Raw genomic sequence first — 26793 nt, forward strand, 5'->3', positions numbered from 1 at the left:
GGCATAGCTCCTTGATGGGCAGTCCTGCTTCGGCTTCGCCCAGAAAACCGATGATCTGTTCTTCGCTGAAACGCTTCTTCATGTCCAATCTCCTTACGCATAGGATCGGACTCTAAAGTGTAGCGCTACTCAATCAGGGGGTGACGTCGCAGTTTGCTCAATAAATTTAGTGAGGATCAGCTAGTAGCTGATTCAGCTGGTAAGATTTTGAAATCCGTGTATTTCCAGTATTTATGCTAATAATGGCTAGCCATATCTCTTATTCTATATGGGGATATGCTTATGGCATATAAAGAAGGATGGTAGGCTATTAAAACCATCACTCACAGGCCATGAGGGAAGTAGCATGAAGACGTTTGCACATTCAGCGAGTACGGGTAACGGGATGCCGGAGGTTGCGGGTTTTTTCGATCCGCGTACCTTCAGCGTTCAATACATCGTCAGCGACCCTGTGACGCAAGCGTGTGCCATTATCGACCCGGTGCTGGATTTCGATGAGAAGTCCGGCGCCACGGCCACCCACCATGCCGACGAGCTGCTGGCCTACGTGGCCAAAAACGGCCTGCGCGTCGAGTGGATACTGGATACCCACCCCCATGCAGATCACTTTTCCGCCGCCCATTACCTGAAACAGAAAACCGGCGCGCCGACGGCCATCGGCCAGCGCGTGACCCAGGTGCAGGCGCTCTGGAAAGAGATCTATCACTGGCCTGACATGCCAACAGATGGCCGCCAGTGGGACACTCTGTTTGCCGAGGGGGACACCTTCGCGATTGGCGAGCTCAAAGGCCGGGTAATGTTGTCGCCGGGCCATACGCTGGCCTCGATTACCTACGTTATCGGCGATGCGGCGTTTATTCACGATACGCTGTTTCAACCGGATTTTGGTACCGCGCGGGCGGATTTTCCCGGGGGGAGCGCCGAGGCACTCTGGGATTCGATCCAGGCCATTCTTGCGCTGCCGGATACCACCCGCCTGTTTACCGGCCACGACTACATGCCGAACGGGCGGGAACCCGCGTGGGAGAGCCGCGTGGCCCAGCAGCGGGAAAACAACCCGCATCTGACGAGCAAGCATCAGGCGGATTACGTGGCGCTGCGCAACAAGCGCGACGAGGAACTGCCCATGCCCAAGCTGATGTTACATGCGCTGCAGGTCAACACCCGCGGCGGGCGTCTGCCGGAGCCCGAAGCCAACGGCAAGCGCTACCTGAAGATTCCCCTCGACGTGCTGGGCGGGGCGAAGTGGGACTAGCTCATTCGCGGCGCAGCGTGATCCGGGTAAGCTCCGAGGGCTTGCCCAGGCGCAGGGCGAAACCGGGCCACAGGGCGGTGCCGTTGTTGACGTAAAGCGTCATGCCGTCGACCTCGTAAAAGCCGGAGGCGAAGCCGTTGTTGGCCTTCGCCACGACCCGATCAAAGCCTAGGATCATGCCTCCGTGGGTGTGCCCGGAAAGCTGAAGATCCACCCCGTGGCGCGCCGCATTGGCGGCATTTTTCGGCTGGTGATCCAGCAGAATGACCGGGGCATCTTCCGGGGCGCCCACAAGGGCCTGTTCCACGCTCGGCGCAGCAAACCCCTTGCCCCGGGCGGAGAGATCCGTCACTCCGGCAAGCGTCAGCGCCGCACCCTCGCGCTCGACCACCGCGTGCTGGTTGGCCAGCATCTGGATACCCAGCGCCTGATAGTGCGCCATCCACTGCTCATAGCCGAAATAGTACTCATGGTTGCCGGGGCTGGCGTAGACGCCGTCCGGGGCTGAAAGCGCCTCAAGCGGTGCCACGTCGTCCCGGCGAACGTCAAGATGGCCGTCGATCAAGTCACCGGTAATCACGATCAGATCCGGCGCCAGGGCGTTGGTCTTGGCCACGACCGTCTCCACCCAGGGCGCTTCGAACAGACGACTGATATGCAGATCCGTCAGGTGGATGATCTGATAGCCGTCAAACGCCTCGGGCAGCCCGGCAATCGTCACCTCAACTTCCTTCAGCGGCGGTATGCGCGCCGCTTGGCTTACCCCAAACGCCGCCACGCCAAGGGCAACAGCGGCCAGAGCGTAGCGCAGGCGTGCGGGAATCTTGAGGCGCTTGCGCCTGACGGCCGCCACGGCCAGGGTGACGAGATCCACCGCCAGCTGCAGCGCTGCCAGCAGCAAGATGGCGCCGAACAGGGTGTTGATCAGCAGTACCAGCGGGCGCGGCACCTCCGGCGAGAACATGCTGCCAAAGGCCAGCCGTGTCAGCAGGTGGTGCTGGGAAACAAGCAGCAGCAGTATGCTCAGCAGGGCCTTGATCCACATCGGCCAGCGCAGCGGCAGCAGACACCGGACAATAACGATCAGGCAGGGGATGGTAACAGCGTAGTGGAACATCAACAGCTCTCGTGTAGAAGGTAGGCGCAAAGGGGTAAGCAAAGCACTAAATCATTCATTCGGCAAAGAAAATCGGCGCGTCACGTTGGCTCAGCTGGCAACCCGCCTTTCGCGCCACCTGTCCCAGGCGGGCGTTGGCCAAAGCGTCTGGAACAGATGATCCAGAAAGGCGCGGATCTTGCGAGTATCGGCATGGCGCTGAGCATAGAGCACGTGAATGTCGCGCCGGGTAGGGGCTACTTCGCCACGCCACGTTTCCAGTACGGGTATCAGCGCTTTCGAGGCCAGCTCGTCGGCAATCAGCCAGGTCGGGAACATGACCAGGCCCTGGCCGAGGGTGGCGGCGCGCACCAGGCTTTCGGCGTCGTTGCTGTAGAGCGAGCCGTCCACCTTGCAGACCAGCGGCTCACGCGCCTGCGGGGCGTGGAAGTACCAGCGCTGGCGGCCCATTTCGCCCTGATAGAGCAGGCAGTCGTGGTGATCGAGTGCTTCGGGGGTGGGCGGTGTGCCTCTTTGCGCCAGGTATTCGGGGGACGCCGCCACGACATAGTTCATCGGGGCGAGGCGGCGCGCCACCAGAGTGGTATCGGCCAGCTCGCCGACGCGAAAGGTGATATCGATACCTTCGCGGACCGGGTCGGTGAGCCGGTCGGTCAAGAGAAGCTCGGCCTTGACGCTTGGGTAGCGGCGCTGAAAGGCGCTCAAGATCGGCACGATCTGGCGCTGGCCGAAGGCGACCGGCGCGTTGATGCGCAAAAGCCCCGACGGCTCGCCGCCCGGCGCCTGCACGGCTTCGGTGGCCAGGTCCAGCTGCTTGAGAATCTCGCGAACGTCCTGATAGTAGCGCTCGCCGGCTTCGGTAAGAGTGACCGCGCGCGTATGGCGGTAGAGAAGCTGCTGACCCAATGACGCCTCTAGGGCGGCGATCTGGCGGGAGATGGACGACACCGCACGGTGAAAGTGGCGGGCGGCCGCGGTGAAGCTGCCGGTGGCGGCCACGCGCTCAAACACGCGCAGGGCATTGAGATCCATGGAGTTGCTCCTTGCGCAATAAAGATTTGCGATTTTTCCGATAGCAGCAACGATACACTTTTACCAGAATGCTTCCTATCGATAACGAACACGCACATTGCGTGTCGGTCTTTAACGGGAGTAAACGATGCGTAAAGGTACTGCATTAGTGGTTGGCGCGACCGGCATCACCGGCGGTAATCTGGCAAGCTTTCTCAACGCCAGCGGCTGGACGGTTTACGGGCTGTCGCGCACCCCGACGACTCAAACGGGCATCCTTCCCGTCACCGCTGACCTGCTGGATCGCAAGGCCACCCGGCAGGCGCTTGCCGCGCTGCCCATTACTCACGTGTTCTACTGCACCTGGATCAAGCGCGACAGCGAGAAGGAGAACGTCGAGGCCAACGGCGCCATGATGCAGAACCTGCTCGATGCCCTGCAGGGGGGCGATATCGAGCACGTGTCACTGGTTACCGGCACCAAGCAGTATCTGGGCTCTTTTGAAAGCTATGGCAGCGGCAAGACGGAGACGCCGTTTCGCGAATCCGCCCCCCGCGTGCCCGGCGAGAACTTCTACTACGCGCTGGAAGACACGATGTTCGCCGCCGCCGAGCGCGACGGTTTCAGCTGGAATGTCCACCGCCCGCACACCGTGATCGGCTACGCCCTGGGCAACGCCATGAACATGGGCGTAACGCTTGCGGTATACGCCTCCATCTGCAAGGAAACCGGCAAGCCATTCACCTTCCCGGGCTCACAAACCCAGTGGAACGCGCTGACTGACCTGACCGATGCACTCCAGCTGGCGCGCCAGATGGAGTGGGCGGCCACGACGCCTGGCGCGCATGACCAGGCGTTCAATACCGTCAACGGTGACGTGTTCCGCTGGCGGCGGATGTGGCAGGAGATGGGCGAATTCTTCGGGCTGGACGTGGCCGACTGCCCAGAAACGCCACAGCCGCTGGAAGAGCAGATGGCCGACAGCGCCGACACCTGGAAGCAGATCGCCGCGAAGCACGACCTCGTCGAGGCAGACGTGACCAGATTGGCCTCCTGGTGGCACACCGACGCCGACCTGGGCCGCGAGCTCGAATGCGTCAACGACACCACCAAATCGCGTGATTTCGGCTTCGACCACTTCCGCGAAACCCGCGGCGCGTTCTTCGATCTGTTCACCCGCCTGCGCGCCGAGCGCATCATTCCCTGAGCCTGTACTTTAAAGCAGATAAACCGGGGTGCCTGCTGGCACCCCGGTTGGCGTTCAAGGCGTTCAAGACCGGCTAGGGCAGTACCCCCGAGTGCAGCTTGAGGTTCAAAAGTGCTGCGGCGCTCTCGCCCGCCACGGCGCCCAGCACGACCGCGCTCAGCAGGCCGTTGCCGGAAAGGTAGCCGCTGTCGCTTGAACCGGACACCCCGCGGGCGGCCCCACCGGCGGCGAACAGGTTGGGCAGCGCCTGGCCCTGGGGAGTTAGCACTCGCGCCTGAGGGTTGATTTCGAGCCCGCCCTGGGTATGAAACAGCGCCCCGGTCACGCGAATGGCGTAGTAGGGCGGCGCGAGCAGAAGGCTTGGCTCGAACCGGCGGCCAAACGTGTCCACCGTTTTCTGGTCTGCGTGCTGCTCCATGGCGGCAAAGGTGTTCTCGAGGGCAGCCAGGGGCAGGTTCAGGCCGGCCGCCATCTCGTTCAGGCGCTCAAAGCGGCGCACGGCGCCGGCTTCGAACGCGTTGCGGTAGTCCTCGAAAGCCAGCATTGACGCGTGAATGCGCTCGTCGAACACGTTCCAGGCGATCTTGTCGGGCTGAGCCAGCACCTTGGCCGCCTGCTCCGAGTAGCCGCCGTGCTCGTTGGAAAAACGTGCGCCCTGCACGTTGACCTGAATACCGCCCTGCATCATCACCGCCCAACTGATCAGTGTCTGGTGCGGCGTGGCAAGCGAGCCGTGGCCCTGGCAGGCGCCAAGGTCCTTGGTGCTCACCCCCATGGCCTGACCCCACAAGAGCGCGTCGCCCTGGTTGCCTTCGTGGCCGTAATAGAGCGCGTGCTTGAGCGACGGAATATGGCGATCCACCAGTTCCGGATTGCCGCCGTAGCCGTTGCAGGCGAGTATCAGCGCGTCGCAGCCGATGGTTTCCCGGCTGCCGTCGGGGCGCTCGAGCGTCACACCGCGTACCCGCCGAGCGTCATCCACGTGCAGATCGACAACCCGCGCCTGGGTAAGAATATCCACTCCGGCGGTTTCCACAGCACCCAGCAGCGCGCCCATCAACTCCTCGCCGGTGCGCCGGGGCGTGGCGTGCATGCGCAGGTGGGTATGGCCCGGGTAGAGAAAACCCTCTACCAGCTCGAAAGGCAGCCGGTGCTGCTCGGCAAGCCATTCGATGACGGGGCCCGAGCGCGTCGCCAGCACATCCACGATGGCAGGGTCCGCCTCATGGCCGTTCTTGCGCTGAATGTCGGCAGCCATCTCGGCGGGTGTGTCGTTTACACCCAGGGCCTTTTGAAAGCGCGTGTTGGCGGCGGGAATGAAGCCTGAAGACATCGCCGTGCTGCCCCGGGGGAGCGCGTCGCGCTCCAGCACCGCAAGCTCGATGCCCGCTTCCTGAGCGGCCAGTGCCGCCACCAGCCCGCAGGCTCCGCCGCCGATGATCAAAAGCGGCAGGTGGGCATCGAATTCAGTGGTGTGGGTGTAGGGAACGATCGCCATTACGCCTGCTCCGCGTGAGTGAAGGCATCCAGAATCTCGCCCGCTGGCGCCTGCCACACTTCAGCGTGCCCGCTGATATGCGCAAGCACTTCTTCCAGACAGGCGATGCGGTGTGGCTGGCCGACAAGCCAGGGGTGAAGGTTCAGGGCGAACAGGCGCCCGCCGGCGGTGCGCGACTCCTCCAGCAGAAAATCGAACGCATCCTTCACCTGGGTCACCCAGGCATCTTCCGAGTGCAGGTTCTGGCTCATCACGAACTGATCCTCGATCTCGGTGGAAAGCGGCATCATGGTGAGTGTGTTTTTTGAGGCCGTCTTCCAGACATAGGGCAAATCGTCGTTGACCCAGTCGGCGCAGTAGGTAATGCCGTTCTCGGACAATAAGTCCGGCGTGTTGAAGCTCTGGTGCTTGGCCGGGCTCAGCCAGCCGCGAATGCTCTGGCCGGTCACGCGGCGCAGGGTCTGTACCGAGCGCTTGACCAGCTCGGCCTCTTCCTCGATGGGCTGGCCGCCGTAGTGCAGGTGGTCCATGTTCCAGCCGTGGGCGATGAACTCGCCGCCGTGTTCTTGAAGACGCCTGACCAGATAAGGCGTCTGCTCGGCGAGCTGGGCGTTGATCGCGAAGGTGGGCGTAATATCGTGTTGCTTGAGCGCCTTGAGAACGCGGTAGATGCCGACCCGGTTGCCGTAGTCGCGCAGCGAAAAATGGCGCAGGTCCGGGTAGGGCATGGTCATGCCGTTGGGGACCTTGAACGGCTCGCCGCGCTGGTTTAACGGGTAGAACTGCAGCGAAATATTGATCCATACCGCCAGCGTCTTGCCGCCGGGCCAGGTAATCGGGGGGCGTTCCCCGAGCATCGACCAGTCATAGCGGTCGTGGTCGTAGCCGTGGCGGCGCTTGGGGTAATCGAGATAGTCGTCGTTGAGCGCCATGGCGTTACGCCTCCCTGCCGGCGGTGGCGGCCTGGACGGCCATGCTGTCGAGTGCCGCATCAAAATAGTGCTTCAGGTAGTAGTCGGCGATTTCGCGGCCGGTGGCGACCCACACGTCCGGATGGCCGGTAATGTACGCGAGCGCCTCTTCGAACGCCTTGATGCGGTGCGGGCAGCTCACCTGGTAGTTGTGAGTGGGGATGCACATCACCGTGCCGGACTCGGCGCCCTCGGCATACAGCCGGTCGAAGTGGCGCTTGAGCATGGTGGCATACTGGCGCGGCTCCACCTTGTTCACCGCATAGACGATGGTATCGTTCATCTCGAGCGAGTAAGGCATGGAGATGAACCGCTTGCCGGAGCGCACGCGTACCGGCGTGGGCTGGTCGTCGTGGAACAGGTCGCAGGTGTAGAGTCCGCCATCGCTTCCAAAAAGCTCCTCGCCCACTTCGGCGAACAGATCCAGCGTGCGCTCGGAGTGCGAAAGCGCCGGCGCCAGATACCCGGCGCAGGCCTGGCCCGTATGCCGGTGAATGGTCTCCATGCTGTCGCGGATCATGGCGCGCTCCTGGGCCTCGCTCAGACCGTAGGTGTAGCGCGTGTTGTAAATGCCGTGGCTGAAGAACTCCCAGTCGCGCTCCTTGCACATCTGGATGATTTCCGGATGGTGCTCGCAAAGCGCCGTCGACAGCGAAACGGAGCCGCGAATGCCGTACTTGTCCAGCAGCGCCATCTGGCGCTGGTGGCCTACCCGGTTGCCGTAATCGCGAATGCTGAAGCCCGGAACCGCCGGATGTGGGTGCGGCCAGGGCTTACGGCTGGGGTTCTGGGGCGGGTCGAGCTCGTAATACTCGATATTGGGCGCGACCCAGAAGGCGACCTTCGCACCACCCGGCCACTCGATTTTGGGACGCTGGTCATAGGCCCAGTAGTCGTATACGCCAAGGGATTCCTTCATGGTTTGCTCCTCAGCCCTCGAGCCATGCCAGCACGTCGGCCACGGGCATGACGTCGGCGTATTTCAGGTGCAGGTCGGTCAGGTTGGCGTAGTGGTAGCTCTCGTGCTTGTCGGCCACGCACTCCATCGGCACGATGGTGCGATAGCCGCGGGATAAGCTCTCTACCGCGGTGGCGCGAATGCAGCCCGAGGTCGAGCCGCCGGTGATGATCACGGTATCCACCTGATGCCACACTAGAAGCGACTGCAGCGGGGTCTCGAAAAACGCCGAGGGCATGCGCTTGGTGTAGATCACATCGCGGGCGCGGTCGATCTCGGCGCGCTCGTCGAATTCGGCACGCTCAGAGCCGTACTTGATGTTCTGCAGCGAGTCCGGGGTGTCGGTGCGCGTGCCCCACACGCCGGCATCTTCGGCGGAGTCCAGAAAGGCCACGTGAGTCCAGACCACAGGCCACCCCTTTTGCCGAAAGCCGCGGGCCAGCTGATTGGTGTACTCGAGCTGTTTCGGGTCGGTTTCGTAGGCGGTCTTGAAAAGATCCGTGCGGGTATAGGCCTTCTGCGGGTCGACATTGACCAGTACGGCCTTCCTGCCGAAGCCGAAGGGCACCCGCTGAGGGTTGGCCATTACCTCAAAAAAGATTTCCTTGGCCGTCTTGTCGGTGGTCTGCATGGTGGTCTCCTGCATTTTATTTATTCACGTAAAGCCATGATTGCGCACATCGATGATCAAGAACTATCGCTTGTCCAGAATCAGCGGTTGTCGTACTGCTCACCCAGCTCGAGCATCTTCTGGGTGCCCAGGTAGTCGTTGAGTTCTTTGAAATCGAGCATCTGATCGCGGAAAGCGTCGGTGGTGCCGTCTTCTCTGAGCGTGGCGAAGAAGCGGCTGGCCATATGAGTGATCGCCCGCACCAGTGCACCCGGGAATATCACCAGCGAGAAGCCCAGTGCCTCGAGCGCCTGGGCGTTCTGCAGCGGCGTATCGCCCCCTTCCACCATGTTCGCCATGATGGGCACCTTGCCCTTGAACTGTGCCATGATCTTCTGGATATCCTCGTCGCTGCGGATACCCTCGATGAACAGCATGTCCACGCCGGCATCACTATAAGCCTGGGCACGCTCGATGGCGCTGTCGGTGCCCTCGACGCCCAAGGCATCGGTGCGGCCAATGATCAGCGTCTTGTCACTTTCCCGGGCGTCGAGTGCGGCATGCAATTTTCCGACCATTTCGCCTTTGGGCACCAGGGTCTTGCCGCGCAGGTGGCCGCAGCGCTTGGGGTAGGTCTGATCCTCGAGCTGGATGGCGTTGGCACCGGCGCGCTCCAGAAGGCTTACGCTGCGCATCACGTTCATGGCGTTGCCAAAGCCGGTATCGCAATCCACCACCACCGAAAGGCGGGTGCGCTCGCGAATGTGCGACATCGCGGTGCAGATTTCGGTAATGCTCAAAAGCCCGATATCCGGCCGGCCGAGCTGGGTGTAGGCAAGGCTCGCGCCGGAAAGGTAGACCGTATCGAACCCGGCCTGCTCGGCAAGCGAGGCGCCGAGGGCATCGAATACGCCGGGGGCGACCACGATGGGAGAGTCGTGCAGCTTCTGCTTGAGATGGCTTGGCTGGTGTGCAGACGATGGTTGGCGTGTCATGGCGTTCTCTTTTTCCAGGTAAGCGTTAGCGGCGAATCAGCGCCAGGTCGTTCCACACGTCCTGGCGGGTAATCAGGCCACCGGTGAGTTCAAAGCGGTCGATAAAGCGCACCCCGTAAAAGGTGCTGCCATCCAGCCACACAACGCTCAGTTCACCGTGGCATACCACGACCGAACGGTTGTCCGTGACCATGGTGTCGAAGGCGTGAAAGGTCTTGCGGACATGGCGATAGCGGGTTTTGGCCCACGCCACCAGATCGCTCAGCCGGTACATGGGTGGCGCCTCGGGAAACTGCATGACAGCACCCGGGGCCAGCAGCGCCTGTGCGTCCGGCAGTTGGCGCGCCTCCATGGCGGTCAGAAAAGCGCGTACGCGCTCGGCGTCGTTGTTGATTGTGTCAGCGGATGCCGGGTTGGCCATGGTCGAATTTTCCTGCAGGCAACCGCACGCTCGGGCCCACTGCCTGCGCTACTGGCGCGGCGGTGATTCTGCAATAATGGCCGTTGGGCAAGCGGTAATTGTGTTGTTGATTGTCGTTGTATATGTATTATGTGTAATACATTTTTATGTCCATTATTAGCACCGCGTCAAGCCTGGGATAAAATTTTTTACACAACAACTCGTACACAGCCAAGGGAGAAGCGGGGATGAGCGAGGCGCAATCCTCTGCGATGAGCGGGACAAAATCGCACCGAATTTATCTGCTGTTGAAAGACGCCATCCTGAGCGGGCGCCTGCCGGCAGGCAGCAAGCTGCCGGGTGAGAACAAGCTGGCCGAGCAGCACGGCGTATCCAGAGTCACCGTGCGGCGTGCCATGGAGGCACTGCAGGCAGCAAAGCTCGTTGCCCGTCGGGCCGGCGTCGGCACGGTGGTGCTCGAATACCCGCTGGATGCCACCGTCATGACCGCCAGTGTCTCCAACCTGATGCCCAACATGCTCAAGATGAGCCAGGCCTCCCAAGTGCGGCTTCTGGAGTTTGCCTACGTACTGCCGCCGGAAATGATTCGCGAGCGCCTGGGCATGGCCCATGGCGGCAAGGTGCAGCGCTCGGTACGCGTACGCATGGTGGACGACAAGCCGTTTTCGCATCTGGTCACGCACGTGCCCGAGTCGGTGGCACTGCACTACAACGAGATGGACCTGGCCCATACGCCGCTGTTCGTGCTGCTCGAGCGCAGCGGCGTGAAGGTCGATCACGCCTCCCAGTCGATTTCCGCGACCCTTGCCAATCACGATGTCGCCGAGGCGCTGGGTGTCGCCGTGGGCTCACCGCTGATCTCCCTGACGCGGGTAGTGTTTGATGAGCAGGGCCGGGGCGTCGAGCATCTGGACGCGCTGTATCGCCCGGACCGTTACCGCTTCCAGATCGACCTTGCGCGCAACGGTGAAGACGACTCGCGCTACTGGGAGCCCAAGGTGGGGGGGATGCCGACTCAGGGCGAAGGAACATAAGCGGTATGGATGATTTTTAATGTATTAAATTTAATACCGATATAAAAATACAAAAAATACATTTGACCTGTGTTGTTATAGTGCGCTAGTTGTATTGGGGTAGAGGCAGGGCAGTCGTCAGGAAGCGTTTTTTGATGCCAAGAATAATTGCCTGAAAAGCCCACGTAGACCGAGCCGAGACAATGAGCCAATACAATGAGTACACCCACAACGCTGTTTGACAAGGTCTGGCGTGCCCACGAGATTCACCGCGGTGAAAGCGGGCAGAGCCTTCTGTGGATCGATCGCCACTTTGTCCATGAAGGGTCGTTTCACGCGTTCAACAAGCTTGCCGAGCGCGAACTTCCCGTTGCCCGGCCGGATCTGACCTTCGGTATTGCCGACCACTACGTGCCTACGCTTGCCCGCCGGCTCGATGGCGTGGCGGACCCGAAAGTGCGTTCCATGATCGAGCAGCTTTCAAGCAACACGAAGCGCCATGATATTACCCTGTTCGGCCTGGACGACCCGCGTCAGGGCATCGTTCACGTCATGGGCCCCGAGCAGGGGCTTACCCAGCCGGGGCTGATCATGGTGTGCGGCGACAGCCATACCGCCACCCACGGCGCGTTCGGCAGCATCGCCTTTGGTATCGGCGCCTCGGAAGTGGCCCACGTGCTGGCCACCCAGACGCTCTGGCAGAGCAGGCCCAAGGTGATGCGCATCACTCTTGAGGGAACGCTTGCTCCGGGCGTGACCGCCAAGGATATCGCGCTGACCTGGATTTCACGCCTGGGCGCCGACGGCGCCCGCGGCTACGCCATCGAGTACGCTGGGGAGGCGATTCGCGCACTCTCGATGGAGGCACGGCTGACGCTGTGCAATCTCTCCATCGAAGGCGGCGGGCGCTGCGGCATGATTGCTCCGGACCAGACCACTTTTGAGTATCTGAAAGGCCGCCCCTACAGCCCGAAAGGCGAGGCGTTCGAGCAGGCCTGCGCCTACTGGTCCACGCTCTACAGCGACCAGGGCGCCACCTTTGATCTGGACGTCACGATCAACGCCGCCGACATCGCGCCCACCGTTACCTGGGGCGTGTCGCCGGAAGAGGCGCTGCCAATCGACCAGCACGTCCCCGTGCCGGACGACGCTACGGACCTGGCCAAGGCGCGCCAGATTCGCGCAAGCCTCGACTACATGGGGCTGAAAGCTGGGCAGAAGCTGACCGATATCGCCATTGATCGGGTGTTCATCGGCTCGTGCACCAACGCGCGCATCGAAGACCTGCGCGCTGCCGCGGCGATATTGAACGGGCGTAAAAGCCGCGTGCCCGGCGTCGTCTCGCCAGGCTCCACCCAGGTGAAGGCGCAGGCCGAAGCCGAAGGGCTCGACCGGATCTTCGTTGATGCGGGGCTAGAGTGGCGCCACTCGGGCTGCTCGATGTGCGTGGGGATGAACGGCGATACGGTACCCAGCGGCGAGCGCTGCGCCTCGACCACCAACCGCAACTTCAAGGGCCGCCAGGGGCCGGGGGCGCGCACGCATCTAATGTCGCCGGCCATGGTCGCCGCCGCTGCGGTCAGTGGCCACCTTGCGGATATTCGCACGCTGTCTTTGGCCAGCGCGCAATCGCCACGCTCAGAAGGAGCGCCGTCATGCAGCCGATAACCGTACTCGATACCCAAGGCGTGGCGCTTGCCGCCGCCAATGTGGATACCGACCAGCTGATTCCGGCGCGCTTCATGAAAGAGCCGCGCAGCGTCGGTTACGGCCAGTTTCTGCTTTACGACGTTCGCCACGACGCAAAGGGCACGCCTGACCCGGCCTTCATTCTGCACCGCTCCGGGGCTAACGATGCCGAAGTGATGGTCAGCCGGCGCAACTTCGGCGCCGGCTCCTCGCGGGAGGCGGCGGTGTATGCACTGGTGGATTTCGGCTTTCGCTGCGTCATCGCACCAAGCTTTGGCGATATCTTCGCCTCCAATGCGGTGAACAACGGCATGCTTCCGGCGGTGGTGGAAGAGGAGGACGCCGAGCGTCTGCTGGCGGCGCTCGGCGATGAGCCCGCCCCGATCCGGGTCGATCTCGAGGCCCAGCGCATTCGTGTGGCAGAAGTGGAGGTCAGCTTTTCGGTAAGCCCGGTGTGGCGCACCAAGCTGCTCAACGGCTGGGACGATATCGACCTGACCCGCCAGCACGCGGATACGATCACCCGCTTTGCCGCCGACTATGCCCAGACATTTCCGTGGGCAGCACCTCGACCGCAGGCGTTCGACTTGATCGGCAAAGGATAGCCAGTAAGCCTGGCCAACAAGCTCCGCCAGGCTGCCCCGTACGTCCAATAACAACAGTACACACGCTTGCCGCAACGAATTAACACTACAACGACCTCATGACCGATCCTCTTGTGCAGGAGATATATAATGAAAAAAACAGCAATCACCTTTGGCGTACTCGCGGCCATGGCGTCAGGCCAGGCAATGGCGCTTGACCAGATTACCGCCGTTCACGCATTTCCCCCTTCCTTGATCTACACCCAGAGCTTTCTGGAGTTCGTCGACAAGGTCAACGAGCGCGGTGAAGGCGTGGTGCAGATCAACGTGCGCGGCGGCCCCGAAGTCATCGGCCTTTCCGAGCAGCCCGACGCCGTGCGCAATGGCGTGGTGGACATGGCCTATACCGCGGCGAGCTTCTACGCCGGCACCGTGCCCGAGCGCGATGCCATGGTCGCCTCCAACACCAACGCCATCTACGCGCGTGAAAATGGCGGTATCGACCTCTTGAACGAGATCCATCAGCAAAAGATGGGTACTTACTATCTGGGCTGGTTCGACAGCGGCGTGAGCTACAACCTGTATACCATCGAAGAACCCAAGGTCGATGGAGAGGGCAACCTGAGTATTTCCGGCCTGCGCCTGCGTAGTAACCCGGTATATGACGCCTTCTTCCAGGATTACCTGGGCGCGCAGCCCATCAGCCTGCCCACCACCGACGTGTACGCGGCGCTGGAGCGCAGCGTGGTCAATGCCACCGGCTGGACCCAGATCGGCCTGAAAGACCTCAACTGGGACCGCTTTCTGAACTACCGGGTCGATCCTGCGTTTTTCTCCACCGACATGGGCGTGATCGTCAACCTGAACAAGTGGAACCAACTGAGCGAAGAGGCCCAGCAGATCCTTCAGGAAGTGGCCATCGAGCATGAGCGCGAAAGCGCCGAGAAGCTCGAAGCGCTATCAGAAGAGCAGCAGGCCCAGCTGGAAGCCGATGGCATGCAGGTGATCACGCTGGAAGGTGAGGCCAGTCAGCGCTACGCCGATGCCGCACGCGATGCCACCTGGGCGCGCATGCGCACGCAGATGGAGCGCCACCCCATGGGGCTTGAGCATTTTGAGACGCTGATCGAGAAATTCAACGATCTGTAACCGCGTGCCGGGCGCCAGCGTCGCTGGCGCCTTTTCCTATGGGGCTTTTTCTAGGGTGCCTTATGCGCTATGCACAACGCGGCTATTCGCTGCTGCTTAACGGCATGGCCCTGCTTGCCGCCATCATGCTGGTGTGGCTGATGGTGGCGGTGGTGCTATCGGTCGTGATTCGTAATCTGGGGCTTCAGCCCTCGGCGTGGTTTTTCCTCTCCACCGAATACGCCATGTTCTACCTGACGCTACTCGGCGCGCCGTGGCTTGTGCGGCAGAAAGGTCACGTGCATATCGAGCTTCTCACCGCCGCGCTGCCCTTGCCGGTGCTCAATGTGCTGAGTCGGGCAGTGTCGCTTCTCTGCGTGGTGGTGTGCGGGGTGCTTGCGTGGAAGGGGCTCGATCTTTTGCTGCTCAATCTCGAACGTAACGACTACGACGTGCGCGCCTTCTTTGTGCCCAAGTGGATGCTGACGGTCGTGTTTCCGCTCAGCTTTACCCTGATGGCGATCGAATTCGGCCGCTTCGTGGTCGGCCGGGACATTCTTCACAGCGGCGAAGCGGGGATTAAAGAATGATGGAATGGTACTTTGCACTCGCTTTTCTGCTGTCGCTGATTCTGATCTTCATGGCGATCGGCACGCCGATTGCGCTGGCGTTTCTGGCCGCCAACGTGATCGGCGCCTGGCACTTCATGGGCGGCCAGACCGGCATCCTGCAGATGCTCAACAACGGTTTCGGCGCGCTTTCGAGCTTCAACCTGGTGCCCATACCGCTGTTTCTGCTGATGGGGGAGCTGTTCTTTCGCACCGGCCTTGGGATGAAGATGTTCAACGCCGTGGATCAGCTGCTGGGCAAGGTGCCCGGACGGCTTTCGTATGTGACCGTGGTCGGCGGCACGGCGTTTTCGACGCTGAGCGGCTCCTCCATGGGCTCGACGGCACTGATGGGGTCGCTTCTGGTGCCCGAGATGGAGCGTCGCGGCTATAAGAAGAAGATGGCCATTGGCCCTATTCTGGGTACTGGTGGGCTGGCGATCATCATTCCGCCCTCGGCGCTGGCGGTACTGCTGGCAACCCTTGCCAAGGTGGATATCGGCGCGCTGCTGATCGCAGGCATCCTGCCTGGCCTGACGCTGGCCGGCTTCTACATCGTCACCATCTTTCTGCAGACCAGGCTCGACCCGGATGCGGCGCCTGCTTATGAGCTTGAGCCGGTCCCCTTGAGCGCCAAGCTCAAGCTGATCGTGACCGACATTCTGCCCATGCTGAGCGTGATGGTGATCATCGTGGCGCTGATGCTGATAGGCTTCGCCACACCCTCGGAAGCGGCCGCCTTTGGCGCACTCGGGGTGATCATTCTGGCTTTCATCTTCCGCTGCATGACCTGGGAGGCGTTCAAGCTTTCGGTATCAGGTGCGCTCAAGGTCACGCTCATGGCCTATCTGATCGTGTTTGGCTCGGCAACCTTCAGCCAGCTGCTGGGCTTTTCCGGCGCCTCGGGCGGGCTGATCCAGTGGGCCACCAGTTTCGATCTCTCGCCGATTCTGATGCTTCTAGCCATGTTCGCGGTGCTTTTGGTGCTGGGCACCTTCATGGAGCAGATCTCGATCATGATGCTGACCGTGCCGATCTTCTTCCCGCTGGCCCAGGCGCTGGGGTTCGACCTGGTGTGGTTTGGTGTGGTGGTGCTGCTGGCACTCGAGATCAGCTTTTCGACACCGCCCTTGGGGCTTTTGCTGTTCGTCATGAAGGGGGTTGCACCGCCTGGTACCACCATGCGTGAAATCTACTCCGCGGCGATTCCGTATATCCTCTGTTCGATGCTGCTGGTGGTAGTGTTGATCATCTTCCCAAGCCTTGCGACGTGGCTGCCCGGCATGGTGCGCTAATGGTTTAAATGGCAACAACAAAAGAGAGAGGCCTCGGCCTCTCTCTTTTTTATGCACTGTCTATCAGGTGATTATAAACAATGCTCACAGACCAAACGGTAATTCCAGCAGATACCAGAGGAAGAACAGGCTGCTCCAGCCGGCCAGAATGGCAAGGGAGTAGGGCATGGCAATGGTCAGCAGGTGGCCGAGCGTAAACGATTTGTTGTAGAGATGAATGACCGCCAGCACCAGTGGCAGGTAGGGGTTGATGGGCGAGATGACGTTGGTTGAGGAGTCCGCGATCCGATAAGCTGCCTGAATGGCTTCCGGCTCAAGTCCCACGAGCATCAGCATGGGCAGGAAGATCGGTGCCATCAATGCCCACTGTGCCGAGCCGCTGTACAGAAACAGGTTGACAACCGCTGCCAGCAGAATGAAACACAATAAGGCCATCGGCGTCGGCATGTTGATACTCAACAGCCAGTCGGCTCCATTGACCGCGCTGACGATGGCCAAATTCGACCAGTTAAAGATGGCAATGAACTGCGCCACCATGAACACGATGACGATAAACCCGCACATGTCGCGCATCGCTTCTTCCATCAAGCGCGGCACGTCGCTTGCCTGTTTGATCTTGCCGATGGTAATACCGTAAACGATGCCGCACAGGCTGAAGAACAGCACGATGATGGGTACCAGGCCGCTCATGAACGGCGAGGGCAGCAGGCCGCCTTCGGCATTACGCAGTCCAGAACTCTCGGGCAGGATCAGCAGCAGAACAGCCGCAATATATGCCAGGGCCGCCAGGCCGGTATAGCGCAGCGCACGGCGCTCCCTGTCGGTTAGCTGTATATCCTGCTCCCCTTTTTCCTCGGTGCCCTGATCTTCAAAACGCGCCAGCATGGGCTCGACGTACCGATCGTTCATCACCGTGATGATAAGCGTGATGAGCGGCACCGAAGCGCACATGAAGAACCAGTTGGACACAACGCTGACTTCATAGCCTGGGCGAACGCTCTGCACGACTTCGGTCGATATTCCCGAAATCAGAAGGTCCGTTCCGGCAATGAAGACGTTGGCGCTGAAACCGGCAAAGACAGCGATGAATGCCACGATAATACCGGCAATCGGGTTGCGGCCAACCGTTTTGAACATGAGCGCTGCAAGCGGTGGAATAAGAAAAATGGCGGCATCCGACACCAGATTGGCGAGGATGGAAGTGACAATCACCGCCGGCGTAATGAGTGATGGTGCCACGTTGCTCAGCATGCGCCGGATGGTCGCGTCGGCAAGACCGGTTTTCTGAATCAGCCCCAGCGCCAGCACCATGACAAGCACCAGGCCAAGCGGGCGGAAGCTGGTGAAATTGGTCACTGCCCCGGTCACCATGAATCTCAGCCCGTCCCAGCTAAGCAGCGAGCGAACCTGTACGAGTTCATCGGTAGCAGGGTGGCGAACCGGGGCGACCCACTGGCTCATCACGGCGGACAGGCCCAGCGTGACGAGAAAGAGGATAAGAAACATGATGAAGGGGTGGGGCAGAGCATCGGCTATGCGCGCAATACGATGCATGATTCCGGTGTCGCCACCGGAAATCCTGGTTTTACTGGCTTCCATGTTGTTCTCCGCTTTATGTCAGGAAGTGCCTTTTGAATGTTGTATTTTTTGAAGTGCTTAATGCGCGGGGAGTTCGCGCTTGATGAGCTGGACAAAGTAGGAGGCGCCTGCCGGGATGATACTGTCGTTGAAGTCGTAGCTTGGGTTATGAACGCTGACACCCCCGGTTTCGCCTTCTAAGCCATTGCCCAGAAATACATAGCAGCCCGGAATCGCCTGCAGCATGAAGGAGAAGTCTTCGCTGCCGGAAACCGGCAGGCAGTTCGTGTTCACTTTGGCATCGCCGACTACATCGCGGGCAACGTCGGCAGCCAACTGTGCGGCGTGGGAGTCGTTGACCGTGGCCGGATAGCTGCCAGGGCGAAAGGCGAGCGTGGCGGTGGCGCCATAGGCGGCCGCGGTACTTTCCACCAGCTGCTTCAACCGTTGGATGGCATGCTCGCGAACGGTGTCATTGAAGGAGCGGATACAGCCCATCATGGTAGCGTTGTCGGGTATGACGTTGAACGTGCCGGAGCCTGCGTGCAGGTCGGTAAACGAGAGCACCGCCGCATCCAGTGGAGAGGTATTGCGGCTGACGATGGATTGCGCGCCGCTGATGATGGCACTCACGATCAGCATCGGGTCAATAACGTGCTGCGGCATGGCTGCGTGACCGCCCTTGCCGTGTATGTCGATGGTGAAGCGGTCGGAACTGGCCAGCAGTGCACCATCGCGAAGCCAGAATTCGCCTTGAGGAATACCCGGCATATTGTGGATGCCGTAGATACGATCACAAGGGAATCGGTCAAACAGACCTTCGTCCACCATGACCTTGGCGCCGCCCAGACCCTCTTCAGCAGGCTGGAAAATGAAGTGCACGGTACCGGAAAAGTCGCGATGCCTGGCCAGATACCACGCGGCGGCCAGCAGCATCGTGGTATGTCCATCGTGACCGCAGCCGTGCATCTTGCCTGGAGTGAGTGATGCATGACCGAACTGATTGTTTTCAGTCATGGCAAGGGCATCCATGTCGGCACGCAGCCCGATAGTGCGAGAACTGGGCGTCTTGCCCCGCAGCACACCCACAACGCCGGTGGTCGCGATGCCGGTATGCACTTCGTCAAACCCCCACTCTGTCAGCCGGTCAGCCACTAACTTGGCAGTACGCTGCTCTTCGAAGCCCAGTTCGGGGTGCTGGTGGATGTCGCGTCGCCAGGCGGTAAACAGGGCATTGTGCTCGGAAATTTCATCGATCATGGTCAATCCTCATGAATTCATCAAACGATAGCTAAATATTATGTTGTGATGCTGGGTGCAGCTTTTTTAGCCTTACCCAACTGTATACTGGCTCTTTTAAGCAGTTATATTGATTTTTGATTATCGAAGGATGACGAAATGTTATGGCTTATCGAGGGTTTACGGATAGTCAGATAGAAGCCTTCATGTGGATCATGAAAACCAGCAGTGCAACGGAAGCCGCCAGCAAGATGCTGATTTCGCAACCGGCTATCAGTCGTTTGATAAAACAGCTGGAGGCAAGGCTCGGGTTCGATCTTTTTGAGCGCCATAACAACCGCCTGCTGCCGACCCGGCGGGGCACGCTGTTCTATGACGAAGTGGAGCGGGTTTATGTGGGGCTGCATCATCTGCGTCAGTTTGCTGAACGGCTGAAGGATCAAGCGGCTGGCCAGCTGAGGGTGGTCAGCATGCCCTCGTTTGCCATGAGCCTGGTACCGGATGCCGCAACGCTGCTGGCCGAGCAGTTTCCCGAGCTTGAGATCAGCCTCTACTCCTATCGCTCAAGCCAGATACCCGATGACATGGTGGCCCAGCGTTTCGATTTCGGCATCACCAGTGATACCCGTGTTGATCCGCGTTATCAGAGTTTCCAATACTCTCTGCCCGGTATGTGTCTTATTCCCTCAGGGCATCCGCTGGAGGACAAGGCACTTATCGATATCAAGGATTTTGCCGACGAAACGCTGATTTGCGGGGAGCCCAAGGAACAAGGGCGTCATCTGATCTCACAACGCCTGGCGAGGCACGCCGTTTCGCCCAGGAAAATATGGACCGTCTCATTGGGGGAGATGGCAATTCGTCTGGTGGCGAATGGCGCAGGCCTGGCCGTCTTGAACGCGGTGTCGGCCAGCGATGCCAAGCGCGCGGGCGTGGTGGTTCGCCCGCTCGGCTTTGATCTGTATTACGACTTTCAGATCATTCTGCCGCTGGAAAAGAATCTCGAGCCCGCCATCAACGCCATCAATGTCGAGCTGATTGCATTAGTCGAGCAAAAAATCTTCGAAAGCCTCAAGGTATTCGATTAATCATCGTGCACTGTCCGTCGATCTTTAAATGTTCGATTAATGAATACTCTATTACTGAGTCCATATTTTGATATTCAAAGCGTTTTCAAGAGTAATTTATAACTAACAAGCCGCAGTTATTCCGAGCGCTGTTATGCTTAAAAAAAGCATAGTCGCCCTATTTGATTTTTCGTTTTACGCGTTACTATAAAAGCAACTGCGTAGGGGTTTACTAGACATTAGATAAGGGTGGAGGTCCGCGCGTTAACGAATGCGGATAGTTGTAGTGGAAGGCTGCGCCAATTTGAGGCGCAGACGAAACGTCGCCAAGAGTGATCAATGCGCCCTGCGCAATCGCAGGTAACGCTATCGAGAGCGAAGGGCTGTGTTGCCATAATTCACAGTAGCCGCACTGCGTATGCCAATTCGCCAGAGCGTCGAAAGCCCTCAGTTCACTCGCGGTATCAAGTGAATGACCCGAGGGGGCTATAGCGGACGTGGGGTGGTGATGGTGGCCAGTGTGGGCGGAATGGGCATCTTGATGATGCTGGGCGGCCTGGAATTGGGAAATGATTGGCCCTGCAAATAACAGGCACATTGCCACCCACGCCATCGCGAGCGTGCAGCGGTAGTAGAGCATGCGTGCCCCGCGGGATAGCGGCATCGTCAATCGGTTTCCAGAGGCGTTTGCAGATGAAGCGATTGTAGCAGCTTGCCTTCCGCGGCCCTAATCGTCGGTGGTGGATAAATGCAGCAAGCCTTAAACGCCTGAAGCTTCTTTAATATAAAGCCACACCTGTACAGGTTTAAAAGATTGCCTGGCGTATGGGCGGTAGTTAACGCTTTCGCCAATGTTTATAGCTTGTTTGCGTATAGCCGTCTTTCGTAAACTTATCGGGAAAGATAGAACATGCCATCGAAAAAAGCCGAATTACCACCGCCCAGGCGAAGTGGAAAGATTCTTTTTGCCTTACTAATGCGTATGCACTTTTACGTAGGGTTACTGGTAGGGCCTTTTATACTGGTGGCGGCATTGACCGGCATGGTTTATGTACTGACGCCCTCGGTAGAGTCCTGGCTATACCGCGATGCGTTGACCGCAAGCGCCGAAGGCGCGCCACAGCCGCTGGCCCGGCAAGTCGACACCGCCCGACTTGCGGCAGGGCAGGACGTACTGCCAGCGGCGGTTCGCCCCGCGCCGGATGCGTACAGCACCACGCGAGTGATGTTTGCCGACACAGCACTTGGGCCATCCGAGCATCGCGCCATCTTCATTGACCCGGCAACCCTTGAAGTGAAAGGCGACATGACGGTGTACGGCACCAGCGGTATCCTGCCGTTTCGTACCGCCATTGATCACTTCCACCGCGGCCTGCTGCTCGGCGATACCGGACGGCTCTATAGCGAGCTTGCCGCCTCCTGGCTATGGATTATCGCCCTGTTAGGCCTGATGCTTTGGTTCACAAGGCGTAAAGCGCTCAATGGCACCAGCCCACGCATGAAGCCTAGGCGCCACCACGCCACTGTGGGTGCGCTGGCGCTGGTCGGGCTCTTGTTCTTTTCGGCCACCGGGCTTACCTGGTCGCAGTGGGCTGGCGGCAATATCGGCGAGCTGAGACAGGCCTGGGGCTGGGGGACGCCCAGCGTATCGACCGTGCTTTCCATGCCCGGCGATGCGCCTATTCATGGCGCCCACGATCATCACGATATGCATGCCGACCATGGCGTGAGCCGTGCTCCACACGTCGGGGAGTATGCAAACGCTGAAGGGTTTGACCAGGCGCTGGCAGCGGCAAGAGGCGCCGGCTTGATGGCCGACAGACTTCAGATAGAGCCGCCCGCCGGTGAAGGCCGGGCGTGGCGGGTGTCTGAAATCGATCGTCGCTGGCCTACCCAGGTAGATCAGGTCACTCTGAACCCCGGCGATATGCGGATTCTCGATCAAACGGATTTTGCCACTTTCCCGCTGGCGGCAAAGCTGACGCGCTGGGGCGTCGATTTACATATGGGCGTGCTGTTCGGGCTGGTGAACCAGCTGGTGCTGGCGCTGTTGGCGGCTGCGCTGGTTTTTTTGATCGTATGGGGCTATCGAATGTGGTGGCAGCGTATCAAGAGTGCCACGGTCAATCAGGCGCAGACCCTGACGGCGCTGTTCGTCATGTTACCTCTAGCCATTCAGGCAAGCCTGCTCGTCGTTCTGGTGCTGTTAGGCTTCGCCTTGCCGGTACTGGGCGGGAGTCTGGTCGTCATCGTTCTCATCGATGCGCTGCGCTTTGCCGTTTCTCGAAAGCGGCAAAGCGTCTGAAGCGCGGCTATCAAGGTGTAACAGAAAAGGCCCCGGATCGTTATCCGGGGCCTTCGGTGGGTTCGGTCACTTATTCCCAGGCAGGAAAGGGGTCCGGCAGCGTTTTCCAGCTTTCGGCCCCGGCGAGCAGTTCGTCCTCGCTCAAAAGGCAGTCATCCAGCGCCTGACGCATCCGCGCCTGATCCAGGTGCTGGCCGATAAATACCAGCTCCTGGCGCATATCGCCAAACGGCTCTTCCCACTTTTCCAGGATGAATTCGCGGTACTCTGCGTCCTCCGGCCAGCGCTCTTCCGGAATCGCCTTCCAGAACATGCCGGCCACGCCGTGGTGGGCGATGCCGCCAGCCTGGCTCCACTGCCCGGCCCACTGGGGGCGCGTCGCCAGCCAGAAGAAGCCTTTCGAGCGCAAGAGGCCTTCGCCAAACCACTCTGAATGAAGCAGGTCGTGAAACTTCGCGGGGTGAAAAGGGCGGCGCGCATGGTAGGCAAAGCTGCCAATGCCATACTCTTCGGTTTCCGGCACGTGCTCGCCGCGCATCTCCTTGAGCCAGCCTGGCGCCTGCTGGGCGCGCTCAAAGTCGAACTTGCCAGTATCCAGCACCTTATCCAGTGGTACGCTGCCCTGGCGGATCGGTACCAGTTCCGCATCCGGGTTGAGCGAGTGCAGGATGGCTTTCAGGGAGGCAAGCTCGGTTTCACTGATCAAATCCGTCTTGCTGATCAGCAAGACGTCGCAGAACTCGATCTGATCGACCAGCAGGTCGGCCACGTTGCGCTCGTCCTCGTCGCCCAGGCTTTCTCCCGCTTCCGCCAGGCTTTGCGCCTCGCGGTACTGGGCCATGAAGTTGGCACCGTCCACCACGGTGACCAGGGTATCCAGCCGCGCCACGTGAGAAAGGCTTTGACCACTTTCGTCTTCGAAGGTGAAGGTTTCCGCTACCGGCAATGGCTCGGAGATACCGGTGGATTCGATCACCAGATAGTCAAACCTGCCTTCGCGGGCCAACTGGCCGACCTCGACCAGCAGATCTTCGCGCAGCGTGCAGCAAATGCAGCCATTGCTCATCTCGACCAGACGCTCTTCCGAGCGGTTGAGCGCCACTTCGTTATCCAGGATGGATTCACCGGGACCACCGCGCACCAGCGCGGCGTCGATATTCACCTCGCTCATATCGTTGACGATCACCGCCACGCGCAGGCCTTCACGGTTGGCGAGGATATGATTTAGCACGGTGGTCTTGCCTGCACCAAGAAAGCCCGACAGCACGGTAACGGGCAGGGGAGAAAACGCAGTCATTGCCAGAACGCCTCTAAAGGGAGTTTATGTTATGTAATAATATAACAATTTAGTGGCAATTAGAAAGGCGTTGTCTTGAAGTGCTTTCAAGGCTTTTCTGAAGCGTCAGCGTTTGTACTGAGTTGGGCAGTAGCCGCGCTGTATGGCGGGGGAGCGCAGGGCGCGATGCTTGGTGGCGCGGCCGGTCACGCGCTTGCGCCAAAGCCTGAACGAGCCGGGCTTCAGCTCACTGCGCATCACCTCGATCACATCGGGTTCGGCAAGGCCAAAGAGCGTTTCGATGGCTTCAAACGGCGTGCGGTCTTCCCAGGCCATTTCGATCACCCGCGACTGTTCGTCCTCGGGCAGGCGGCGAAAGCGTTTTACCGATGCGTTGGGCATGCTGGTACCTTGGTCAATAAATGAGCGGCGGCGTAAGGCCTGCACTATAAGGCAACAGACGCGCTTCGTTGTTCAGGCATTCTCGAAATTGGCGCGAAATGTGCTTATAGAATATGCGGGGTGGGGCGTAGCCCTGAACGTCAGGCGCCGCTATCTTAAAAGGCGCTAGGGTTAAACCCGGTAACTTTCTATTTCGCAATGCTTGGCGTTGGGAAAATAAATACAAGGAACCTCCATGGCTCAGACCTATCACTCCACGGTGGGAAGCCGACACTATCACTTCAAGAGCTTGGCGGCGCTGATGGCCAAGGCGACCCCGTCGCGTTCCGGTGACCGACTGGCGGGCGTCATTGCTGAAAGCGCCGAGGAGCGCGTGGTCGCGCAGATGGTGCTGGCGGAACTGCCGCTGACCACCTTTCTGAACGAGGCGCTGATTCCCTACGAAGATGACGAAATTACCCGGCTGATCATCGACGACCACGACATCAAGGCATTCGCGCCCATCAAGCATCTGACGGTCGGTGATTTTCGCAACTGGCTGTTGTCCGACCACGCCACACCCGAGGTGCTGCAAAGCGTGCGCGCGGGCATCACCCCGGAGATGGCCGCGGCGGTGAGCAAGCTGATGCGCAACCAGGACCTGATCCTGGTAGGCAAGAAGTGCCAGGTCGTCACCGCGTTTCGCAATACCATCGGCCTTCCCGGCAGGCTCTCCACCCGTCTTCAACCCAATCATCCGACCGATGATGTCACCGGCATCGCGGCAAGCATTCTGGATGGGCTTCTCTACGGCAGCGGTGATGCGGTGATCGGCATCAACCCGGCCACCGACAACGTCGCCCAGAGCGTGAAACTGATGCGCCTGATGGATGAGGTGATCCAGAAGTACCAGATCCCCACCCAGTCCTGCGTACTCACCCACGTGACCAACACCCTGGAGGCGATCGAGCAGGGCGCCCCGGTGGATCTGGTGTTCCAGTCGATCGGCGGTACCGAAGCCACCAACCGGAGTTTCGGATTCGACCTGGCCACGCTTGCCGAGGCCGAGGCGGCAGCGCAGTCGCTTGCCCGCGGAACGGTGGGCAACAACGTCATGTATTTTGAAACCGGTCAGGGAAGCGCGCTTTCCGCCGACGCCCATCATGGGCTCGACCAGCAGACCTGCGAGGCGCGCGCCTACGCCGTGGCGCGCAAGTTCAACCCGCTTTTGGTCAATACCGTGGTCGGCTTCATCGGCCCGGAGTATCTGTTCGACGGCAAGGAGATCACCCGCGCCGGGCTTGAAGACCACTTCTGCGGCAAGCTTCTGGGCGTGCCCATGGGCTGCGATGTGTGCTACACCAACCACGCCCAGGCCGACCAGAACGACATGGATAACCTGCTCACCCTGCTGGGGGTGGCCGGGTGCAACTTCTTGATGGGCATACCGGGCTCTGACGACATCATGCTCAACTATCAGACCACCTCGTTTCACGATGCGCTCTACGCCCGCCGCGCGCTGGGCCTGAAAGCCGCCCCCGAGTTCGAGCGCTGGCTCGAGGAAATGCAGATATTCCAGGATGTGAGTACCCACCGTCTGAACGATCAACTGCCCGCCGCGTTTGCCGAAAGCCTGCGCCACCTGCACAAGGAGCCGCGCCATGCCACCTGATGAAACGTCACCCATCGTGGTCGAAAACCCCTGGGAGCGGCTGCGCGCGTTCACCGATGCGCGCATCGGCCTGGGCCGCGCCGGGGTCAGCCTGCCGACTCGCAAGCTGCTGGAGTTTCAGCTGGCCCATGCCCAGGCCCAGGATGCGGTGCACTGCCTGCTGGACGTGGACGGACTGGCCTGCGAGCTGCAGGAGGCGTTTGAACTGGCCCAGGCGCCGCAGCGCCTGCATAGCCAGGCTCAGGACCGTGCCATGTACCTGCAGCGCCCCGATTACGGCCGCCGATTGAATGAGGCGTCGCGCGAGCAGTTGCAAACCGCAGCACCCTCGACGCCCCGCGTGGATCTGGCGGTGGTGCTGGTTGACGGGCTCTCGGCGTTGGCCGTTCAACAGAATGCAAAGCCCTTTCTGAAAGCGCTCTATCGGCAGCTCGAGCAGGACAGCAATGCTTGGGAAATGGCGCCGCTCACCATCGTGGAGCAGGGCCGGGTGGCGATTGGCGATGAAGTTGGCGCGCTGCTCAATGCCGATGCAGTGCTGGTAATGATTGGCGAGCGGCCGGGGCTCAGCTCGCCGGACAGCCTGGGGCTCTACATGACCTGGGCGCCGGCGCCGGGGCTCAAGGATGATCGGCGCAACTGCATCTCCAACGTGCGCCCGGCGGGTCTGGCGATGGAGGAAGCCGCCCGGCGGCTGTTGCTGCTGCTCAAGGAGGCGCGCGAGCGCCAGCTTTCCGGCGTCAAGCTCAAGGACCGCAGCGAAGATAACGTGCTGGAAAGCACAGGCTCCACCCGAAACTTTCTGGTGGCTGATTAGGCTGCGCCTGACCAGGCCGCTGCAACACCTGAAACGACGACCCGAATAACAATAGGGACCGCTACCAGCTGGCACGCCGCTCACCCTGGTTTCGTTCC

26 protein-coding genes are annotated in these 26793 nt (G+C 60.3%); 12 read left to right on the top strand and 14 right to left on the bottom strand.

Features of this window, described 5'->3' with window-relative positions; genetic code table 11:
• The coding region (locus tag B0H98_RS17365; protein WP_217901937.1) for a transposase at positions 1 to 82 on the bottom strand (82 nt) is incomplete at its 3' end.
• Between the two features lie 264 nt (positions 83 to 346).
• Between B0H98_RS17365 and B0H98_RS16135 the strand changes: the two genes are divergently transcribed.
• The gene (locus tag B0H98_RS16135) at positions 347 to 1255 is read left to right on the top strand and encodes an MBL fold metallo-hydrolase (RefSeq protein WP_106376093.1); all 909 of its coding nucleotides are present in this window, start codon (positions 347 to 349) and stop codon (positions 1253 to 1255) included.
• Between the two features lies 1 nt (position 1256).
• Here the strand turns inward: B0H98_RS16135 and B0H98_RS16140 are convergent, their stop codons facing one another.
• A complete protein-coding gene (locus B0H98_RS16140) occupies positions 1257 to 2372 on the bottom strand; it encodes a metallophosphoesterase (protein ID WP_106376094.1) in 1116 nt (371 codons plus the stop codon).
• 90 nt (positions 2373 to 2462) lie between these two features.
• Positions 2463 to 3404 carry a LysR family transcriptional regulator gene (locus B0H98_RS16145; RefSeq protein WP_106376095.1) on the bottom strand — a complete coding sequence of 314 codons (942 nt, stop codon included), beginning with the start codon at positions 3402 to 3404 and terminating at the stop codon, positions 2463 to 2465.
• Between the two features lie 127 nt (positions 3405 to 3531).
• Between B0H98_RS16145 and B0H98_RS16150 the strand changes: the two genes are divergently transcribed.
• Entirely contained in the window at positions 3532 to 4590 is a 1059-nt protein-coding gene (locus B0H98_RS16150) for an SDR family oxidoreductase (RefSeq protein ID WP_106376096.1), read from the top strand.
• 73 nt (positions 4591 to 4663) lie between these two features.
• Here B0H98_RS16150 and B0H98_RS16155 read toward each other — a convergent pair whose 3' ends face one another.
• From B0H98_RS16155 to B0H98_RS16180, 6 genes are all read right to left on the bottom strand, one after another.
• Complete coding sequence (locus tag B0H98_RS16155; RefSeq protein ID WP_106376097.1) at positions 4664 to 6088, bottom strand: FAD-dependent oxidoreductase; 1425 nt, start codon at positions 6086 to 6088, stop codon at positions 4664 to 4666.
• Positions 6088 to 7020, bottom strand: a complete 933-nt coding sequence (locus tag B0H98_RS16160) for a polysaccharide deacetylase family protein (RefSeq protein ID WP_106376098.1) — start codon at positions 7018 to 7020, stop codon at positions 6088 to 6090. The genes B0H98_RS16155 and B0H98_RS16160 overlap by 1 nt, the downstream gene beginning before the upstream one ends.
• Positions 7021 to 7024: 4 nt before the next feature.
• On the bottom strand, positions 7025 to 7978 hold the full coding sequence (locus tag B0H98_RS16165) for a polysaccharide deacetylase family protein (protein ID WP_106376099.1): 954 nt from the start codon (positions 7976 to 7978) through the stop codon (positions 7025 to 7027).
• Between the two features lie 10 nt (positions 7979 to 7988).
• Positions 7989 to 8648, bottom strand: a complete 660-nt coding sequence (locus B0H98_RS16170) for an isochorismatase family protein (RefSeq protein WP_106376100.1) — start codon at positions 8646 to 8648, stop codon at positions 7989 to 7991.
• 80 nt (positions 8649 to 8728) lie between these two features.
• Entirely contained in the window at positions 8729 to 9622 is an 894-nt protein-coding gene (locus B0H98_RS16175; protein WP_106376101.1) for an isocitrate lyase/PEP mutase family protein, read from the bottom strand.
• 25 nt (positions 9623 to 9647) lie between these two features.
• Positions 9648 to 10043, bottom strand: a complete 396-nt coding sequence (locus tag B0H98_RS16180) for a nuclear transport factor 2 family protein (protein WP_106376102.1) — start codon at positions 10041 to 10043, stop codon at positions 9648 to 9650.
• Between the two features lie 251 nt (positions 10044 to 10294).
• Between B0H98_RS16180 and B0H98_RS16185 the strand changes: the two genes are divergently transcribed.
• The 6 genes from B0H98_RS16185 to B0H98_RS16210 all read left to right on the top strand — a co-directional run bounded on the left by B0H98_RS16185 (position 10295) and on the right by B0H98_RS16210 (position 16360).
• Positions 10295 to 11077 carry a GntR family transcriptional regulator gene (locus B0H98_RS16185; RefSeq protein ID WP_244183205.1) on the top strand — a complete coding sequence of 261 codons (783 nt, stop codon included), beginning with the start codon at positions 10295 to 10297 and terminating at the stop codon, positions 11075 to 11077.
• A 195-nt stretch (positions 11078 to 11272) separates the two neighbouring features.
• Entirely contained in the window at positions 11273 to 12724 is a 1452-nt protein-coding gene (gene leuC / locus B0H98_RS16190) for a 3-isopropylmalate dehydratase large subunit (protein WP_106376104.1), read from the top strand.
• Complete coding sequence (gene leuD / locus B0H98_RS16195) at positions 12712 to 13350, top strand: 3-isopropylmalate dehydratase small subunit (protein WP_106376105.1); 639 nt, start codon at positions 12712 to 12714, stop codon at positions 13348 to 13350. The genes leuC and leuD overlap by 13 nt, the downstream gene beginning before the upstream one ends.
• Positions 13351 to 13479: 129 nt before the next feature.
• Positions 13480 to 14478 (top strand): TRAP transporter substrate-binding protein DctP, encoded by a 999-nt coding sequence (dctP, locus tag B0H98_RS16200; RefSeq protein ID WP_106376106.1) that lies wholly within the window; start codon positions 13480 to 13482, stop codon positions 14476 to 14478.
• Positions 14479 to 14540: 62 nt separating this feature from the next.
• Positions 14541 to 15047, top strand: coding sequence for a TRAP transporter small permease (locus B0H98_RS16205; RefSeq protein WP_106376107.1), 507 nt, complete (start codon positions 14541 to 14543; stop codon positions 15045 to 15047).
• On the top strand, positions 15044 to 16360 hold the full coding sequence (locus B0H98_RS16210; protein ID WP_244183206.1) for a TRAP transporter large permease: 1317 nt from the start codon (positions 15044 to 15046) through the stop codon (positions 16358 to 16360). Before B0H98_RS16205 ends, B0H98_RS16210 begins: the two co-directional genes overlap by 4 nt.
• 84 nt (positions 16361 to 16444) lie before the next feature.
• On the opposite strand, the gene B0H98_RS16215 is transcribed toward B0H98_RS16210, so the two are convergent.
• On the bottom strand, positions 16445 to 17959 hold the full coding sequence (locus B0H98_RS16215; RefSeq protein ID WP_106376108.1) for an AbgT family transporter: 1515 nt from the start codon (positions 17957 to 17959) through the stop codon (positions 16445 to 16447).
• Positions 17960 to 18016: 57 nt separating this feature from the next.
• Positions 18017 to 19198 (bottom strand): M20 aminoacylase family protein, encoded by a 1182-nt coding sequence (locus B0H98_RS16220; RefSeq protein WP_106376109.1) that lies wholly within the window; start codon positions 19196 to 19198, stop codon positions 18017 to 18019.
• 143 nt (positions 19199 to 19341) lie between these two features.
• Here B0H98_RS16220 and B0H98_RS16225 point away from each other — a divergent pair, with 143 nt between their 5' ends.
• Positions 19342 to 20265, top strand: coding sequence for a LysR substrate-binding domain-containing protein (locus B0H98_RS16225; protein WP_106376110.1), 924 nt, complete (start codon positions 19342 to 19344; stop codon positions 20263 to 20265).
• A gap of 211 nt (positions 20266 to 20476) precedes the next feature.
• Here B0H98_RS16225 and B0H98_RS17335 read toward each other — a convergent pair whose 3' ends face one another.
• The gene (locus B0H98_RS17335; protein WP_106376111.1) at positions 20477 to 20908 is read right to left on the bottom strand and encodes a DUF2946 family protein; all 432 of its coding nucleotides are present in this window, start codon (positions 20906 to 20908) and stop codon (positions 20477 to 20479) included.
• Positions 20909 to 21154: 246 nt separating this feature from the next.
• On the opposite strand from B0H98_RS17335, the gene B0H98_RS16235 reads away from it, so the two are divergent.
• Positions 21155 to 22549: a PepSY-associated TM helix domain-containing protein gene (locus tag B0H98_RS16235; protein WP_340162386.1), complete on the top strand. Its 1395-nt coding sequence runs from the start codon at positions 21155 to 21157 to the stop codon at positions 22547 to 22549.
• Positions 22550 to 22619: 70 nt separating this feature from the next.
• Here the strand turns inward: B0H98_RS16235 and zigA are convergent, their stop codons facing one another.
• Both zigA and B0H98_RS16245 read right to left on the bottom strand, forming a co-directional pair.
• A complete protein-coding gene (gene zigA, locus B0H98_RS16240; RefSeq protein ID WP_106376113.1) occupies positions 22620 to 23846 on the bottom strand; it encodes a zinc metallochaperone GTPase ZigA in 1227 nt (408 codons plus the stop codon).
• A 105-nt stretch (positions 23847 to 23951) separates the two neighbouring features.
• Positions 23952 to 24227 carry a TIGR03643 family protein gene (locus B0H98_RS16245; RefSeq protein WP_106376114.1) on the bottom strand — a complete coding sequence of 92 codons (276 nt, stop codon included), beginning with the start codon at positions 24225 to 24227 and terminating at the stop codon, positions 23952 to 23954.
• Between the two features lie 235 nt (positions 24228 to 24462).
• Here B0H98_RS16245 and B0H98_RS16250 point away from each other — a divergent pair, with 235 nt between their 5' ends.
• Both B0H98_RS16250 and eutC read left to right on the top strand, forming a co-directional pair.
• Positions 24463 to 25878, top strand: coding sequence for an ethanolamine ammonia-lyase subunit EutB (locus B0H98_RS16250; protein ID WP_106376115.1), 1416 nt, complete (start codon positions 24463 to 24465; stop codon positions 25876 to 25878).
• Positions 25868 to 26695 (top strand): ethanolamine ammonia-lyase subunit EutC, encoded by an 828-nt coding sequence (gene eutC, locus B0H98_RS16255; protein ID WP_106376116.1) that lies wholly within the window; start codon positions 25868 to 25870, stop codon positions 26693 to 26695. The genes B0H98_RS16250 and eutC overlap by 11 nt, the downstream gene beginning before the upstream one ends.
• Positions 26696 to 26793: the final 98 nt, after the last annotated feature.

This window comes from Vreelandella songnenensis (genome assembly GCF_003002925.1).
GTDB classification, from domain to species: Bacteria; Pseudomonadota; Gammaproteobacteria; order Pseudomonadales; family Halomonadaceae; genus Vreelandella; species Vreelandella songnenensis.